Source organism: Paenibacillus sp. strain BS8-2 (assembly GCF_054483835.1).
Map to the genome: position 1 here is coordinate 4,239,771 of NZ_CM137010.1, position 15,971 is coordinate 4,255,741.

A 15,971-nucleotide genomic window follows, 5' to 3' on the forward strand; every position below is an offset into this window, starting at 1 on the left:
GAAATGACAACCATTCCGAAGGAACGTATCGACGTGCTGCTTGTAGAACGTGGATATTACGACAGCCGAGAAAAGGCGAAGAAAGCATTAATGGCAGGGCTTGTTCTGGTAGATGATGTACCGGTAGACAAAAGCGGCATGAAAGTGCCGCGTTCGGCTGATATTAAGGTGAAAGGCGCTTTGCATCCCTACGTTAGCAGAGGCGGTCTTAAGCTCGAGAAAGCCATCAAGGCATTCGAAATAGAAATGTCTGGCAAGGTGATGCTGGATATTGGCGCTTCGACTGGCGGATTTACTGATTGCGCGCTTCAGAATGGCGCTTCATTCGTATATGCAATCGATGTAGGCTATAATCAGCTTGATTGGTCACTGCGACAGCATGAACAAGTTCGTGTAATGGAGAGGACCAACTTCCGTTATATGCTGCCGGAACATCTCGAAGGACCTAAGCCTGACTTTGCCAGTATTGATGTCTCTTTTATTTCGCTTAAACATATCTTGCCTACACTGGCTACACTGCTACCTCTGGATGCAGGGGTTGTGGCGCTTATCAAACCACAGTTCGAAGCAGGCAGGGAGAAGGTTGGCAAGCTTGGTGTAGTAAGAGAGCCTTCTGTACATGTAGAAGTGATTCTTAAAGTGCTTGGTTTTGCGCATGAAGCTGGATTTGAACTAAAGGAATTAACTTATTCTCCGATTACAGGCGGCGAGGGAAACATTGAGTTCTTAGCCTATTGGTTGAAGAAACAAGATGATCTCCCAGCAACGGGCGAAAGATCGGATCAAATCAGCGAACAAATTGTAAAAGATCTAGTCGCTGAAGCGAATCGGACGTTTAAGGTGAAGCCCTAGTAGTACTATGACCTAATTGTATATGACAGACTAAGCAAGATGCCGATCAGTTTTATTGGATTGGCATCTTTTTGCTTTACAGAATGTCCCTTGATTTGATAAACTAAGACCAAACAAACGTTCGCTTCTATGTCTCGCATTGGTCTAATGAGGTGAAACGCTATGGATATGTATGGTGATTGGTTTATAATGGCGCTAGCAGGCGTATTGCTGCTAATCTGGATTTATCGTACATTTTATCGTTGGCTACATGCTCCCATCAACATGAATCGTATTACATTAGGCAAGGGAGCGGCAGTATCTGACGATGATGAGAACGTCAAGCTGCTGAAGAGTAAAGGGTATAAAGTTCTTTCTGCGAAGCATGTCGTGCCGATACCAGTGGAGCTGGATGATGCACCGGTAGGAACGGGAGCACGCATGTACATTGATTACATGGCATCCAAGGATGATCTGATGTACATTGTCAAGACTGCCAGGGACAGGAAACCCCTCGATTGGACAGCAAGCGGGCTTAGGGACGGGCTGCTCACATATGCCCTGCTCCTGCAAGACTGCGCAGGCATACTGTACGTAGACACGAAGGATGGCAGCGTTCGCAAGATCGTTTTTCATTTGACCAATGACTGAATTGGAACATATGTGACCACACGGAGGTTTGTTCATGAAAGGTATCAGGCAATTCAAGATCAAGGAAATCATTTCGAACAGTATTATCGAAACACAAGAAGAGCTGGTCGAATCGCTGCGCGAATCGGGCATGCAGGTAACACAAGCCACTGTGTCTAGAGACATTAAGGAGCTTATGTTAATTAAGGTGCCGATTGAAGAAGGGCGCTACAAATATTCGTTGCCTGTTGACGCGTATCGTCAGAATCCAATTCATAAGCTGAAACGCGCGATCATTGATCATTTCACGGGTATTGATTATACAGATAATTTGGTTGTGCTGAAGTGTTTGCCAGGAACGGCCAATACAATCGGCGGATTAATTGACAATATGGAGTGGAGCGAAGTCATGGGAACGATCTGCGGCGACGATACCATTCTTATTATATGCAGGACGAAACCTCAGAGTATAACGGTTACAGAACGGCTGCTGGAGATGCTTAATTAGTTCAACTGTGTTGTGATAACAGAACGATAATACGATGCTGTAAAGATCAGTGCAAACATATAGGGAGGCATGCGAACATGCTGAGAGAGCTGTCGATTCGGAATTTAGCCGTCATTGAAGAAGTACAAATTTCATTTCATAACGGGTTCCATGTACTGACGGGGGAGACTGGAGCAGGAAAATCTATACTGATTGATGCTTTAAGTCTGCTCGTCGGTGGTCGAGGTTCTTCGGACATGGTTCGTTACGGATGCGACAAAGCCGAGATGGAAGCCTTGTTTGATATGCCGTCACATCATCCGATTTGGTCCATCTTAACTAGGCTTGGCGTTCAATTCACTTCTGATGAGATGCTTGTCATTCGCAGAGAGCTCTCAGCACAAGGGAAAAGCGTAAGCCGCGTTAATGGTCAATTGGTAACGATGACGATGTTGAGAGAAATTGGCGAAAGTCTTGTGAATATACATGGTCAACATGAACATCAATCTTTATTGCGCTCGGAGCAGCACCTGGAGTGGTTGGACTTGTTCGGTGGGGATCTGCTTATCGAACGTAAATCGCATTATAAGCGGGCTTATGGACAACTATCCGATATTCGAAACGCACTCAAGGAATTGGAGGATACAACCCGTCATAATGTGCAGATGCTGGATTTGTACCGATTCCAAATTGAGGAGATTACAGCCGCAGAGCTTAAAGTGGGAGAGGACGAGCATCTTCTAGAGCAGCGTAAGACGCTCATGTATGCCGAGAAACGAATGGATGCCGCTTCAGAAGCTTATGCCTTGTTATATGGTGGCAAGGGTTTAGACGCCTTAAGTAAAGCAATCACTAAGGTATCGGACATTGCAGCCTACGACAAAACAACGTTAGATCCACTACTGGAACAGCTTCAATCTGCGTTCTACCAAGCGGAGGACGCCGCTTTCCAATTACGCGATTATCGTGATGGCATCGATGCTGATCCTGAAACACTGTCCAGAATCGAAGGACGCTTGGATCTAATCCATGGATTGAAACGCAAATACGGGGAAACGATACCAGATATATTAACTTATCTCCAAAAGATCTCTGATGAACGTGACAAGATTGAAAATAGAGATGAGCTTGTAGCCAAATTCCGAGCGCAGGAAGAAGAAGCTTATCGCAATGCCTTCAGTCTCGCTGAAGAATTGTCATCCCTTCGTAAACATGCTTCCGTCACTTTGTCTGAGAATATAGAGAGTCAGCTCGCACAGCTACTTATGCCTTCAGCAAAGTTTAGTGTATCTCTGGATGGTTCAAGCAACGCTGAGCAGAATGGAATTGTGAAATTACATGCAAACGGTATCGATGATGCGATATTTTTATTGTCATCCAACCCAGGCGAGCCGCTTAAGCCGCTCAATCGAATTGCATCGGGAGGCGAGATGTCACGCATCATGCTGGCGCTTAAGAGCATCTTTGCCGAGATTGATCAAGTGCCCGTTCTCATCTTTGACGAGGTGGATACAGGCGTAAGCGGCAGAGCGGCTCAAGCCATCGCAGAAAAGATGTCAGCATTGTCTTCGAGATGCCAAGTATTCTCTATTACTCATTTGCCGCAAGTGGCTTGTATGGCGGATCATCATTATGAAATTATGAAGGCCGTTTCAAGTGGACGAACGGCCACTACAGTAACAGAGCTGATCAACGATAATCGAATTAATGAACTGGCCCGGATGCTTGGCGGAGTAGAAGTAACAGATAAAACTCGGCATCATGCACAAGAAATGCTTGATTTGGCACATGGACTGAAGGGCGCGTAATGGAAGGAATTCAGGGAATGTTTTTGCGGACATAAAACATGGGGGTCGGGGTAACTTAAAGGTACGCCAATGGCGATAAATCCTTTTTCGTCATGCGAAGGAATGACAGGGAGCGTGAATACATTTGAACTCCAACAGGCGGAAACGTTTAATTGGCCTGGTTCTCGTTTTCTTCGTTTGCATGATCGGGTTCTCCACCCCGTTTCAACAATTTGCCGCTATCCCGAATGAACTACGTTTATTCTCCGGCCAACTGAAACGACTGCACTATGGTGTTCCCGTTCAAGCTGAAGTTACCGTAGACCCGCACATTCTACATGTTAACGGATCCTCCGAACATTCCCTATCCGTTAATTTGAGCAAGCCGCTGTCGCTTGAGCCTAGTCAAAGTGGCCAAACGAACATGCAAGTGAAATTATTCGGTAAAATTCCATTTAGGACGGTCAAAGTAAAAGTTGTTCCGGATCTTCGAATTGTTCCGGGCGGTCAGACAATCGGCGTTAAAGTAAAATCAGCAGGTGTTCTGGTTGTCGGTCATCACCAAGTAGTAGATGGTGGCGGTCTAAGACACTCTCCTGGCGAACAGGCTGGCTTGAAGCTGGGTGATCTTATTATGTCCATTAATGGCACGCCGGTTAACGAAGTGCATCGCATTGGGAAGTTGACAGAAGAATTCGGCATATCGAAACGACCGCTTCACATTACTTACAAACGTGCTGGACAGCTGAATGAAACGGAGCTCAACCCCGTGTATGATGCAGAGGATCAAGCATGGAGACTAGGGCTATATATTCGCGATTCAGCAGCTGGAGTCGGCACACTAACGTTCTACGCTCCTGATCAAGGAGTATATGGCGCCCTCGGTCATGTAATTTCCGATATGGACACTCAAACACCCATTGAGGTGGGTGAAGGTCAAATATTGGAATCCAGCGTGATGTCCATTAACAAAAGTCAGACTGGCGAGCCAGGAGAGAAACGCGCTCAGTTCGTAAAGGAAGGTAAAATTTTAGGTAATATTGAACGCAATACGCAGTTTGGCATATTTGGTAAGATGGGTGAAGGTCCTACACATAGCTTTAGCGATAAGGCACTCCCGATCGCATTTGCTGAGGATGTGAAAGAAGGCCCAGCTCAAATTCTGACGGTGGTCAACGGTCAGAAGGTGGAGAAGTTCGATATTTCGATCGTTCATGTATCCAAACAATCAGGACCAGCAACCAAAGGCATGGTCATCAAAATTACAGATAAACGTTTAATTAGCAAAACAGGCGGAATCGTTCAAGGAATGTCAGGCAGTCCAATCATTCAAGAGGGCAAGATTGTTGGGGCTGTCACTCACGTATTTGTGAATGATCCTGCCTCTGGATATGGTTGCTTTATCGAGTGGATGTTGCAGGATGCTGGCGTCCTTCATAAGGAAAAATCATCAAAACCAAATGCGGCATAATCAAACACCTCGAGCAGCTGTTCAGTTGCTCGAGGTGTTTGATTGTTAGCTATTACTATTTATCCGATGAGACTAATTGTGTCGAAAGTACACGAAATTACAGGTATTATGAAGTAAATTATTTATTATATCGAATACTTGAAAAAAAATAAAGAAAAAAGATTTTCGACAGAAGGAATTCCATATGCCATGTCGAAAACCTATGTTAGACAACCCGTGAGCGATACAACAATCAATCATTTAAGGGAGGATACTTACCTTGCACAAGATCGAAGTTTTGTTGGCTGACGACAACCGAGAATTTACTAACCTGTTATCCGAGTATATATCCGAACAAAGTGATATGCATGTAAGTGGCGTAGCATACAACGGAGAAGAAGTAATTCGCCATTTGGAGCAAACGCGCAACGTCCCTGATGTGCTTATATTGGATATTATAATGCCTCATCTGGATGGTCTTGGCGTGTTGGAAAAGCTAAAGGAAATGAACTTGTCTCCAATGCCAAAAATTATTATGCTCACTGCGTTCGGCCAAGAAAACATCACTCAAAAAGCAGTACAGTTAGGCGCATCGTATTACATACTTAAACCATTCGATATGGATATTCTTGCGAATCGGATTCGTCAGCTTGTAGGCAGTGGTAGTTCTTATACAGCTTCATCGAGCTTCAGCACGAGCTCAACTTTGTTGAAATCCAATGTGGTACCGCTTGCGAAAGGTAAAAACTTAGACGCAAACATTACAAGCATTATTCATGAAATTGGTGTCCCTGCACATATTAAAGGATATCAATATTTGCGCGAAGCAATCACGATGGTGTATAACAACATTGAAATTCTTGGCGCAATAACGAAAACGTTGTATCCCGCTATCGCTGAGAAGTTCAAAACGACACCTTCCCGCGTCGAACGTGCGATCCGCCACGCGATTGAAGTCGCCTGGACGCGCGGCAACATCGACAGCATCAGCCATCTGTTCGGTTACACCATCAACATCAGCAAGTCGAAGCCGACCAACTCGGAGTTCATCGCGATGGTTGCTGACAAGCTGCGGATTGAGCATAAGGTGAGCTAGAAATGACTGCAAGGAAAAACCGCTTCATTCTTGGTTGCCTTTAACCATAGAATGAAGCGGTTTTTCCACTTGTTCGGCGAATGACGAAATGGTTATTGAAACGAACGTTCGTTCTATATGGGGCAACAAAAAAAGGCTATCGGTAGATGCCTCATTTGTAAACGATTCTTCTGTTTAAATAGACATTACGACCATATAGGGCAATAAGTCTTGTTGCTTCTGCTTTGATAAATCGGGAAATGTCCTGCAGACGTTGTCCATGCGGTTGTAGAGTCTCTTGAACTTGACCGTCAACATAAACGTCATATACGATTGTCACTTTTGAATTCACCACCTGTCGTACTTGATGAATTCAGTTTAATGGGATAAGATTATCGCTGCATTATCCCTTCACGACGATTGTGTAAAGATCGAATACGTTTGTAAAGCAGGGATCAAATTTGTAAGAGGTCTATGAACAAGCTGCAGGCTTACGAACCTTCAGGCGGCGATGACTGAGGTTTCGGTGGACGAGGGCGCTTCGGCTTGAAACGAGGCGCGACGTAGTTGCGCTTGCGATCTCGGAAGAAGATCCAGCCGCCGATGAAACCAGCACCAGCAAAGAAGAGAACAAATCCCAATAAAAATGACAGCCATTCAAAATCAGGCGTAATGGCGTCGTTGCCGAATTCGGAAAAGTACACGAACAATGCATCCTTCATTCTCAGGAAACCGAAACAGGCAGCAATACCGGGAATGACAAGGAACAAGATGGCAATAACGCGGGAAACCAACAATCTCATATCGTCGAAACTCCTTATCTTACGCGGCAGTTACATCCGCATTCTCATTCTTTCTATCATAACTGGTTAGGAAGACTGTGTCCATTTGTTCTCAAACAGTGAAATAGCCTTTGAAAAAAGGTACAATAGTATAGCAATTATCGCATTTCGATGTGGAGGCGACAACAAATATGGCAATTCAAGTAGATGTAGCCGTGCTTGGAGGCGGTCCAGGCGGCTATACAGCAGCAATTCGGGCAGCACAAGCAGGGAAGAAGGTTGCGCTTGTTGAGCAAGATAAGCTTGGCGGCACATGCCTGCATAAAGGATGTATACCCAGTAAATCGATGTTAAGAAGCGCGGAAGTATATAGAACGATATTAAGTGCCAGTCAGTACGGTGTTTCTGTTGCGCAAGAAGCTGTTTCGTTGGACTTTGGCCGCGTGCAAGCCCGCAAAAGCGAGACGGTAGAGACATTGTTCCGTGGATTACAAGGTTTGATGAAAAAACACGGAATAACGGTCATTAACGGCAAAGGTCGTGTCATTGGCCCATCTATATTTTCGCCAAAGAGCGGTTCGCTTGCCGTTGAACTCGCAAATGGAGAGATGGAGCAAGTTGTATCGAACAACCTGATTATCGCTACAGGTTCTAAGCCTCGTATGCTGCCAGGATTAACGCGAGACGGCGTTCATATATTATCAAGCGACGATGCATTGCTTATGGACAAGCTTCCTGAATCAATCCTCATTATTGGCGGCGGTGTTATCGGCGTGGAATGGGCATCGATGCTTCAAGATTTTGGCGTTGACGTGACACTTGTTGAAGCAGGTGCACGGCTTCTCCCTGGAGAAGATACGGAGGTTTCAGCCGCATTAGCCAAAAGCCTGGGTCGCAGAGGCGTCCGCATTCTGACCAGCGTCCAGCTTCAGACGGATACATACGAGTTAGCTGATAATGATGTGACAATAAAAGGGTTGACACCAGACGGGGACGTTACTTTGGTGTCCAATAAAATGCTGGTCTGTGTCGGGCGGGAAGGCAATGCGGATGGAATCGGCATCGAAAATACCGATATCCGTTCTGACAAGGGTTTTATTGTTGTTAACGAATTTGGTCAAACAACAGAACCTCATATATATGCCATCGGAGATGTCGTTGGAGGCGTACAGCTAGCGCATGCTGCTGCTCACGAAGGACTGACTGCTGTCGATCATTTGCTCGGCGGAAAGCCTGCCTTAATTGATCATTTGCTTATCCCAAGATGTATCTATTCCAGTCCTGAAGTTGCATCCTATGGATATACCGAGGATGGGGCGAGAACGAAGGGGTACGATATCAAGGTTGGGAAAATTCCGTTTCAAGCGATCGGCAAAGCCATCGTGCTCGGAGAGCCGGAAGGTTTCGTGAAAGTGATTGCTGATCGTAAGTCGGGGGATATCCTTGGCGTTCACTTGATTGGACCACATGCTACAGACTTGATCTCCGAAGCTTCTCTGGCTGGCTGGCTCAATGCAACGCCGTGGGAGGTCGGTGCTATGATTCACCCTCATCCTACGTTATCCGAAGCGCTTGGTGAGGCGATGTTAGCTGTAGATGGAAAGGCAATTTCTTTCTGATCAATGGGTGGACTTCATCTTGTTAACTGAGAATGCATAAGGTGGATTTCCTTTTGCCCAGAAAGCGGGTATAATGAGTATAGTGAGGTCTTAGTACCAGGTTATAAGAGTTGGTAAATAAGGAGGCTATCTTTATGACTCAATTGTCTTCTGCTAGTCAGCAAGCACGACATACAGAGCTTGGACTTAAGAACGAGCAAGCCATAGACATGTACAAAATGATGATGATGGCAAGAAAATTTGATGAACGTGTTATGCTCCTGCAGCGAGCAGGCAAAATCAACTTCCACGTTTCGGGGATCGGACAGGAAGTTGCTCAGGTAGCGGCAGCGTTCGCGCTGGACCGCGAACAAGATTATTATTTGCCGTATTACCGTGATTATGGGTTCGTCCTATCTGTCGGGATGACACTTCGTGACCTCATGTTGTCCGTATTCGCTAAGGCGGAGGATCCTAATAGCGGTGGCAGACAGATGCCGGGTCACTTCGGATCCAAGAAGCTGCGAATCGTAACGGGCTCAAGCCCAGTGACGACACAGGTTCCGCATGCCGTTGGTATCGCACTAGCTGCCAAGATGAAGAAAAAATCGTTTGTCAGCTTTGTCACTTTCGGCGAAGGCTCCAGCAATCAGGGCGATTTCCATGAAGGCTGTAATTTCGCAGGCGTACATAAGCTGCCAGTTATTCTCATGTGCGAAAATAATCAGTATGCCATTTCGGTGCCGATCCACAAACAGCTGGCAGGCAAAGTGGCCGATCGAGCGCTTGGTTATGGTTTCCCTGGAGTACAAGTAGATGGCAATGATGCGTTAGAGGTATATCGTGTCGTTAAAGAAGCGCGAGAGCGGGCCATTGCAGGCGAAGGTCCAACGCTTATCGAAGCGCTCATGTACCGTCTCTCCCCGCATTCCACTTCGGATAATGATCTGGCTTATCGTACGAAGGAAGAGGTAGATGAGAATCGCGCGAAGGATGGTTTGCCGAAGTACAAACAGTATCTGATCGATTGCGGCTTATGGAGCGAAGAGCAAGAGGATCAGTATGCGCTAGAACTGCGCAGGCTGCTTGACGAAGCGACGGAATACGGCGATAAAGCGCCATTCCCAACTCCTGAATCTACCATGTACCATGTTTATGAGGGCGATTCCGGGGAAGGGGGGCAATTGTAATGGCAGTAATGGATTATATCGATGCGATCAGACTTGCGATGAAAGAAGAGATGGAACGCGACGAAGATGTATTCGTGCTTGGGGAAGATGTTGGTCTTAAGGGCGGCGTCTTCACAACGACCAAAGGTTTGTATGATCAGTTCGGCGAGATGCGCGCAATGGACACACCATTGTCTGAATCTGCAATTGCAGGTGTCGCAATTGGCGCTGCGATGTACGGGATGAAGCCGATCGCAGAGATGCAATATTCGGACTTTATGTTCCCGGCGACCAATCAGATCATTAGCGAAGCGGCCAAAATCCGTTATCGCTCCAATAATGATTGGACGTGTCCAATCGTGATTCGCGCGCCTATCGGCGGCGGAATCTTCGGAGGCTTGTATCATTCGCAATGCCCGGAATCGGTTTTCTTCGGGACGCCTGGTCTTAAGATCGTTGCGCCATATCGACCGTATGACGCGAAGGGATTGCTCAAGGCGGCGATTCGTGATGCGGATCCGGTGCTTTATTTTGAGAATAAAAAGGGGTATAAGCTGATATCCGGTGAAGTGCCGGAAGATGATTACATCGTGCCGATTGGCAAAGCTAACGTACTGCGTGAAGGCGATGACATTACGGTAATCAGTTACAGTATGCCGCTTCGTTTTATCGAGCAAGGGGCGGAGGAGCTGGCGCAAGAAGGAATTAACGTTCATATTCTTGATTTGCGTACTATTCAGCCATTGGACAAAGAAGGTATTCTGGAAGCCGTCCGTAAGACTGGCAAGGTGCTTATCGTGCACGAGGATAACAAAACTGGCGGCGTAGGCGCCGAGGTAGCTGCGATTATCGTGGAAGAGCTGCTCTATGAGCTGGATGCGCCAATTATGCGCTTATGCGGTCCGGATGTGCCTGCAATGCCGATCAATCCGCCAGGCGAGAAGTTTTTCTTGCTGAATAAGGACAAGGTTAAGGAAGCCATGAAGAAGCTGGCTATGTACTAGGACCAGTGAGGAGTTGGATGAAATGAAAACGATGACGGAAATTGTGATGCCGCAATTGGCAGAGTCATTAGTCTCCGCAACGATAGACCGCTGGCTGAAGCAGCCTGGCGACCGCATCGAAATATACGAGCCTATTTGCGAAATTTTGACGGACAAGGTGAATGCCGAATTGCCATCAACGGTTGCAGGCACCTTGGTCAAAATATTAGTAGGCAATGGAGAGAACGTGCCTGTAGGCACGCCGGTATGCATCATTGAGACGGAGGGCTCATCGGCTTCTTCTGTCTCTGCGATTGAATCTGCTAACCCTGCACCGGTTGCGCAAGGTACAAACACAACCTTGCCTGAAGACGAATCAGCACCAATGCGTAATCGGTTCTCGCCAGCCGTTCAGCAGCTTGCTGCAGAGAACGGAGTAAGATTATCCGAAGTGGCGGGAACGGGATTAGGAGGCCGCGTAACGCGCAAAGATGTGTTAGCTTATGTGGCAGCAGGAAAACCGGGAGCTTCAGCAACTACTGCTGCACAAAGCGCTGGTGCTGATCCCAAGGGACAAGTACGCTCTTCGGGCATTCATTTGTCCGAGACGCCGCGTATTCCAAAGATTGAAGTAGAGGGCGTCTCGAATCCGAGTCGTGGCGAGACCTTTATTGATGTAACGCCGATTCGTAACACGATTGCACGTAATATGCGTCAAAGTGTAAGCGAAATTCCTCATGCCTGGACCATGATTGAGGTGGACGTCACCAATCTTGTCATGCTGCGTAACAAGCTCAAAAATGAATTTATGAAACGGGAAGGCATTAATCTGACGTACTTGGCTTTCTTGCTTAAGGCAGTGGTCAACGCGATCAAGGATTATCCGATTATGAATTCGACTTGGGCCGTTGACAAAATTATCGTCAAACGCGATATTAATATCTCGCTTGCAGTGGGTACCGAGGACTCGGTATTAACACCAGTCATCAAAAACGCGGATCACAAAAACGTTGCGGGTCTTGCCAAGGAAATCGATGAGCTGGCTCGTAAGACGCGCGAAGGCAAATTAACCTTATCCGATATGCACGGCGGAACCTTTACTGTCAACAACACGGGTTCGTTCGGCTCCATCTTGTCATATCCGATCATCAATTATCCACAAGCGGCTATTCTGACCTTCGAATCCATTGTAAAACGGCCGGTTGTAATTAACGACATGATTGCGGTGCGCTCCATGGCTAACTTATGTCTATCGCTGGATCATCGCATTCTGGATGGTGTCATTTGCGGCAGATTCCTGCAACGCGTGAAAGATAATCTTGAAAGCTTCAATATGGAGAGTTCATTATATTAAACCATTGAGGGGAAAAGCTATCATGACGGAGATGGAAAAGAGCAGCACCTCCGGATTGCTGGATGCCCAATATATCGGAACGGTTCCTTATGGCGAAGCATGGGATATGCAGAAGTCGTATGTGAAACAAATCGATCAGGGGGAGCGAGCGGAAACGCTGCTCCTTCTTCAGCATCCGCCGACTTACACGTTAGGGTCGGACCGGCATCCGGAGCACTTGTTGCTGGATCAGCAGGATCTAGAAGAGCGAGGCATTGATGTGTTCGAAATCGACCGTGGCGGCGATATTACTTATCATGGTCCGGGTCAATTAGTGGGATATCCGCTGCTATATCTGGATGCAGTAGGTCTCGACTTGCATGCGTACTTACGGAGCCTGGAGCAGGTCATAATCGACTGGTTAAGCGGACATGGTATAGAAGCAGGGCGTAAGCCTGAATATACTGGGGTGTGGATCGGGGACGAGAAAATCGCCGCAATTGGCATTAAATTCAATAAAGCGCGGCATCGCAGAGGGTTTGTGACAAGTCATGGTTTCGCGCTCAATATCAAAGCCGGAATCGCAGCTGAAGGTTTCGTAGGGATTGTACCATGCGGGATTCAGCAGTTTGGCGTTACGTCGTTTAATGATTTGACCGGAAAAGATATGTCAGTGCGGGAGGCTGCCGAGGAGTTGCTGCCGTATTTCTTAAAGCAATTCGGTTATTCCCGCACGAAAAGTTCGTTAGCTCAAAAATAAGGAGCCAATGCCAGCGAATATGGTCGTAATGAGCAGCGTTGTAACTACGACGATAGCAACGATACGAATCATTTTTTGTCTTTGCATGGTTGGTGTAATCGCTCCTTTCTACAATTGGTTGTGAAGACTTTAGTATCCAGCTTGTACCCCGCCGGATCATCATTAATTCCATTGTAATCGAAATTAGGAACGGAGGAAACTATCATGATACAGAAGGATCGATTGGTGGCACAGTTCATGGAGCTTGTGCAAGTGGATAGTGAAACGAAATACGAAGCAGCGATCAGCAAGGTGCTCCATGAGGAGTTCGCAAAGCTGGGTTTGACGTTATCGGAGGATGATGCAGCCGCCAAGACCGGGCATGGCGCTAATAATCTATTTGCTATGATGGAGGCTTCAGAAGGTTGCGAAGCCGCTCCGACGATATTTTTTACGAGTCATATGGATACAGTAACGCCCGGAAACGGCATTAAACCGCAGCTGGATAGCGACGGTTACATAAGAAGCGATGGTACAACCATTCTTGGAGCGGACGATAAAGCGGGCATCTCAGCGATGTTTGAAGCGATTCGTGTCATAAAGGAGAACGCAATATCACATGGTCGCGTGCAATTTGTTATTACGGTTGGTGAAGAATCGGGTCTGTTAGGTGCTCGAAATCTGGATGCTAGCAAGATGGAAGCCGAATTTGGTTATGCGCTTGATTCGAACGGATCTATTGGAGATATAGCGGTTGCAGCCCCGACGCAAGCGAAGGTAACGATCAAGCTGCACGGTCGTTCTGCGCATGCGGGAGTGAACCCAGAGGACGGCATTAGTGCAATTCAGATCGCGGGCAAAGCGATATCGCGTATGCCGCTTGGCCGAATTGATTCCGAGACAACGGCGAATATCGGCAAGTTCGAGGGCGGCGGAGCGACCAATATCGTATGCGACTTTGTTACGTTATACGCGGAAGCAAGAAGTATCGTACAGCATAAGCTGGACGCACAGCTCGAGAATATGGAAAAAGCGGTATTAAGCGCTGCCGAAGAGTTTGGGGGAAAAGGCGAGTTCGAAAGCGACATCATCTATCCTGCGTATCAGTACGATGACGGTGACGATGTTGTCGAGCTTGCGAAAGAAGCCATTACGTCGATCGGAGCTACGCCGCGGACGTTCCACTCTGGCGGGGGAAGTGACGCCAATATCTTTAATGGATTAGGGATCCCGACGGTCAACCTGGCCGTAGGTTATGAGCATATTCATACGACCAAAGAACAGATTAAAGCAGATGATCTGGTTAGAGTTACAGAGCTGGTCGTGGAATTAATTAAACGTGCATCTCAGCGTCAGGCTCGCCAAGCATAAGCTCGCGCTTGGTATAATCCGAATAGATTGGATTGGAAGTACCAAGCTTTATTCGAATAGGCGGAATGGTACGGGTATAGTCAGAGAGGGACTCCTCAGCCGCTAATGCGCTGAGCCGGTTTAACTCACGTCTAACTTCCCAGCCCTTTCCAACCAGTCGCAAGTGATTGATGGCAATATAATGTTTCATCTCGTCCACTCCCATCATCTATTGTTTATCGTTACAGATAGATATGCCGGGGGTGGACAAGTTATACCGGCGTTATTAATTAATGAATGGGATGGAGTCATGCTCGTATGAAGGAATCGCAAGGGACGGAGTCTAAGCGTCCCGCCATATGGCGGGAGAATACGATCCATACGGAACACATCTTTGAAGGAAAAATCATCTCGCTGCAGGTAGATACTGTAGAGCTTCCAGATGGGAGAAGCGCCACAAGGGAGATCGTTAGACATCCTGGTGCGTCTGCTGTATTGGCGCTGCTTGATGGCAAGCTCCTGGTCGTAGAGCAGTATCGAAAGCCAATGGACATCTTTCAGGTCGAAATCCCTGCCGGGAAGCTGGATGGGGATGAGGATCCTGCTGTCGCGGCAGCAAGAGAGCTGGAGGAGGAGACGGGTTATCGACCGGTATCACTCAAGCTGATTTCGTCATTCTACACATCACCTGGTTTTGCGGATGAGAAATTGTACCTTTATTTTGCAGATGAGCTGGTTAAAGGTGTTCAAAATCCGGATGAGGACGAGGATTTGGTAGTGGAGTCCATTACAATGGAGCAAGCTGATGCGTATATGAAAGAGGGCAAAATCAGCGATGCCAAAACCATTCTTGCCGTATATGCATGGAAGCTATATGTCCAGACTGGTGTTATCTAATTGAATGGACACGGATATACAGATATACGAATCCGCCAGCTCGTAAACGTCATAAGCGCATCTCTGCTTTCATAGGATACAAGTAGACAACCCTTTCATTACTGGAAGGGTTTATTCTTTCCTTGGGAGAATGGGGTGTACGCTCTTGAAATATAGTGTGAATTTATACATATTTGTGGCGGTATTGATTATTGTCGGTGCAGTGTTCGGCGTATTGATCGTAGGTGCTTTGACGTTGGAGCAGCAACAGGAGCTCGCCGGCGAAATGAATCGATATGTACAAGCATCCGGCGGAGGCGCTGAAGTCAGTTCTGAACTGTTATTCTGGGACCGATTCTGGTTTCACTTTAAATGGATGATGTTGATCTGGCTGCTTGGCATCACGGTAATCGGTGTCCCTGGCATCTTGGCGCTAAATTTTTTGAAGGGGACGCTGATCGGCTTTACGGTCGGTGTTCTCGTTCAGCAGTATGGATGGAAGGGCATCGTATTTTTTTTCATCTCCGTCGTCCCTCAAAATGTGATAGCCGTGCCCGCCATGATGATTGCAAGCGCTGCTGCGATTACATTCGCGATTTATGTTGTTAAACATCGACTCCTGCTGCAGCAGCAAAAGGGGGAACTTCTCCCCCAGCTCGGCATGCTGACATCGACAACCATGATTATGATGTTTCTATTCGCAGGAGCAGCATTATTCGAGGCGTATTTGTCACCGGTGATTGTAGGATGGGCATCCTCGTACTTGCCGTCAATAAACGGCATCATCTGACAGATAAACAATTGACTTTCGAAGGTGATACCCCCTATAATTGAGTTTGACGTTTCCGAATACTGGATGCGACATGCTGGCAGGGGGGAAA

The 15,971-nt window shown here is 47.0% G+C and carries 16 protein-coding genes; 14 read left to right on the forward strand and 2 right to left on the reverse strand.

Annotation, left to right across the window (positions count from 1 at the left end; genetic code table 11):
• Positions 1-3: 3 nt before the first annotated feature.
• The 6 genes from ACX1C1_RS18100 (at position 4) to spo0A (ending at position 6,281) form a co-directional block, all read left to right on the forward strand.
• A complete protein-coding gene (locus tag ACX1C1_RS18100; RefSeq protein WP_458953575.1) occupies positions 4-852 on the forward strand; it encodes a TlyA family RNA methyltransferase in 849 nt (282 codons plus the stop codon).
• 162 nt (positions 853-1,014) lie between these two features.
• Positions 1,015-1,482, forward strand: a complete 468-nt coding sequence (locus tag ACX1C1_RS18105; protein ID WP_458953576.1) for a hypothetical protein — start codon at positions 1,015-1,017, stop codon at positions 1,480-1,482.
• Between the two features lie 34 nt (positions 1,483-1,516).
• Positions 1,517-1,969, forward strand: a complete 453-nt coding sequence (gene ahrC, locus ACX1C1_RS18110) for a transcriptional regulator AhrC/ArgR (protein ID WP_458953577.1) — start codon at positions 1,517-1,519, stop codon at positions 1,967-1,969.
• Positions 1,970-2,046: 77 nt separating this feature from the next.
• Complete coding sequence (gene recN, locus ACX1C1_RS18115) at positions 2,047-3,756, forward strand: DNA repair protein RecN (protein WP_458953578.1); 1,710 nt, start codon at positions 2,047-2,049, stop codon at positions 3,754-3,756.
• A 124-nt stretch (positions 3,757-3,880) separates the two neighbouring features.
• Positions 3,881-5,206 carry a SpoIVB peptidase gene (spoIVB, locus tag ACX1C1_RS18120; RefSeq protein ID WP_458953579.1) on the forward strand — a complete coding sequence of 442 codons (1,326 nt, stop codon included), beginning with the start codon at positions 3,881-3,883 and terminating at the stop codon, positions 5,204-5,206.
• 259 nt (positions 5,207-5,465) lie between these two features.
• On the forward strand, positions 5,466-6,281 hold the full coding sequence (gene spo0A / locus ACX1C1_RS18125) for a sporulation transcription factor Spo0A (protein WP_458953580.1): 816 nt from the start codon (positions 5,466-5,468) through the stop codon (positions 6,279-6,281).
• A 470-nt stretch (positions 6,282-6,751) separates the two neighbouring features.
• Here the strand turns inward: spo0A and ACX1C1_RS18130 are convergent, their stop codons facing one another.
• Positions 6,752-7,063: a DUF2627 domain-containing protein gene (locus ACX1C1_RS18130; protein ID WP_458953581.1), complete on the reverse strand. Its 312-nt coding sequence runs from the start codon at positions 7,061-7,063 to the stop codon at positions 6,752-6,754.
• Positions 7,064-7,233: 170 nt separating this feature from the next.
• Here ACX1C1_RS18130 and lpdA point away from each other — a divergent pair, with 170 nt between their 5' ends.
• The 6 genes from lpdA to ACX1C1_RS18160 all read left to right on the forward strand — a co-directional run bounded on the left by lpdA (position 7,234) and on the right by ACX1C1_RS18160 (position 14,235).
• Positions 7,234-8,661 carry a dihydrolipoyl dehydrogenase gene (lpdA, locus tag ACX1C1_RS18135; RefSeq protein ID WP_458953582.1) on the forward strand — a complete coding sequence of 476 codons (1,428 nt, stop codon included), beginning with the start codon at positions 7,234-7,236 and terminating at the stop codon, positions 8,659-8,661.
• A gap of 134 nt (positions 8,662-8,795) precedes the next feature.
• Positions 8,796-9,830, forward strand: coding sequence for a thiamine pyrophosphate-dependent dehydrogenase E1 component subunit alpha (locus ACX1C1_RS18140; protein ID WP_458953583.1), 1,035 nt, complete (start codon positions 8,796-8,798; stop codon positions 9,828-9,830).
• Positions 9,830-10,813, forward strand: a complete 984-nt coding sequence (locus tag ACX1C1_RS18145) for an alpha-ketoacid dehydrogenase subunit beta (protein ID WP_458953584.1) — start codon at positions 9,830-9,832, stop codon at positions 10,811-10,813. Before ACX1C1_RS18140 ends, ACX1C1_RS18145 begins: the two co-directional genes overlap by 1 nt.
• A 22-nt stretch (positions 10,814-10,835) precedes the next feature.
• Positions 10,836-12,146, forward strand: a complete 1,311-nt coding sequence (locus tag ACX1C1_RS18150; RefSeq protein WP_458953585.1) for a dihydrolipoamide acetyltransferase family protein — start codon at positions 10,836-10,838, stop codon at positions 12,144-12,146.
• Between the two features lie 22 nt (positions 12,147-12,168).
• A complete protein-coding gene (gene lipB, locus ACX1C1_RS18155) occupies positions 12,169-12,885 on the forward strand; it encodes a lipoyl(octanoyl) transferase LipB (RefSeq protein ID WP_458953586.1) in 717 nt (238 codons plus the stop codon).
• Between the two features lie 204 nt (positions 12,886-13,089).
• Entirely contained in the window at positions 13,090-14,235 is a 1,146-nt protein-coding gene (locus ACX1C1_RS18160) for a M20/M25/M40 family metallo-hydrolase (RefSeq protein WP_458953587.1), read from the forward strand.
• Here the strand turns inward: ACX1C1_RS18160 and ACX1C1_RS18165 are convergent.
• Complete coding sequence (locus tag ACX1C1_RS18165; RefSeq protein WP_458953588.1) at positions 14,198-14,425, reverse strand: hypothetical protein; 228 nt, start codon at positions 14,423-14,425, stop codon at positions 14,198-14,200. The two genes, ACX1C1_RS18160 and ACX1C1_RS18165, sit on opposite strands and share 38 nt — an antisense overlap.
• A gap of 107 nt (positions 14,426-14,532) precedes the next feature.
• On the opposite strand from ACX1C1_RS18165, the gene ACX1C1_RS18170 reads away from it, so the two are divergent.
• The gene (locus ACX1C1_RS18170) at positions 14,533-15,111 is read left to right on the forward strand and encodes an NUDIX hydrolase (protein WP_458953589.1); all 579 of its coding nucleotides are present in this window, start codon (positions 14,533-14,535) and stop codon (positions 15,109-15,111) included.
• A 145-nt stretch (positions 15,112-15,256) separates the two neighbouring features.
• Positions 15,257-15,880: a stage II sporulation protein M gene (gene spoIIM, locus ACX1C1_RS18175; protein ID WP_458953590.1), complete on the forward strand. Its 624-nt coding sequence runs from the start codon at positions 15,257-15,259 to the stop codon at positions 15,878-15,880.
• Positions 15,881-15,971 lie beyond the last annotated feature (91 nt).

Excerpts from the sequence above, each read along its gene's own strand:
- ahrC (WP_458953577.1), top strand. The coding sequence starts at position 1,517 with ATGAAAGGTATCAGGCAATTCAAGATCAAGGAAATCATTTCGAACAGT.
- ACX1C1_RS18145 (WP_458953584.1), top strand. The coding sequence starts at position 9,830 with ATGGCAGTAATGGATTATATCGATGCGATCAGACTTGCGATGAAAGAA.
- ACX1C1_RS18170 (WP_458953589.1), top strand. The coding sequence starts at position 14,533 with ATGAAGGAATCGCAAGGGACGGAGTCTAAGCGTCCCGCCATATGGCGG.
- ACX1C1_RS18165 (WP_458953588.1), bottom strand. The coding sequence starts at position 14,425 with ATGAAACATTATATTGCCATCAATCACTTGCGACTGGTTGGAAAGGGC.
- ACX1C1_RS18105 (WP_458953576.1), top strand. The coding sequence starts at position 1,015 with ATGGATATGTATGGTGATTGGTTTATAATGGCGCTAGCAGGCGTATTG.
- ACX1C1_RS18140 (WP_458953583.1), top strand. The coding sequence starts at position 8,796 with ATGACTCAATTGTCTTCTGCTAGTCAGCAAGCACGACATACAGAGCTT.
- lipB (WP_458953586.1), top strand. The coding sequence starts at position 12,169 with ATGACGGAGATGGAAAAGAGCAGCACCTCCGGATTGCTGGATGCCCAA.
- lpdA (WP_458953582.1), top strand. The coding sequence starts at position 7,234 with ATGGCAATTCAAGTAGATGTAGCCGTGCTTGGAGGCGGTCCAGGCGGC.
- ACX1C1_RS18160 (WP_458953587.1), top strand. The coding sequence starts at position 13,090 with ATGATACAGAAGGATCGATTGGTGGCACAGTTCATGGAGCTTGTGCAA.
- recN (WP_458953578.1), top strand. The coding sequence starts at position 2,047 with ATGCTGAGAGAGCTGTCGATTCGGAATTTAGCCGTCATTGAAGAAGTA.
- ACX1C1_RS18100 (WP_458953575.1), top strand. The coding sequence starts at position 4 with ATGACAACCATTCCGAAGGAACGTATCGACGTGCTGCTTGTAGAACGT.
- ACX1C1_RS18150 (WP_458953585.1), top strand. The coding sequence starts at position 10,836 with ATGAAAACGATGACGGAAATTGTGATGCCGCAATTGGCAGAGTCATTA.
- ACX1C1_RS18130 (WP_458953581.1), bottom strand. The coding sequence starts at position 7,063 with ATGAGATTGTTGGTTTCCCGCGTTATTGCCATCTTGTTCCTTGTCATT.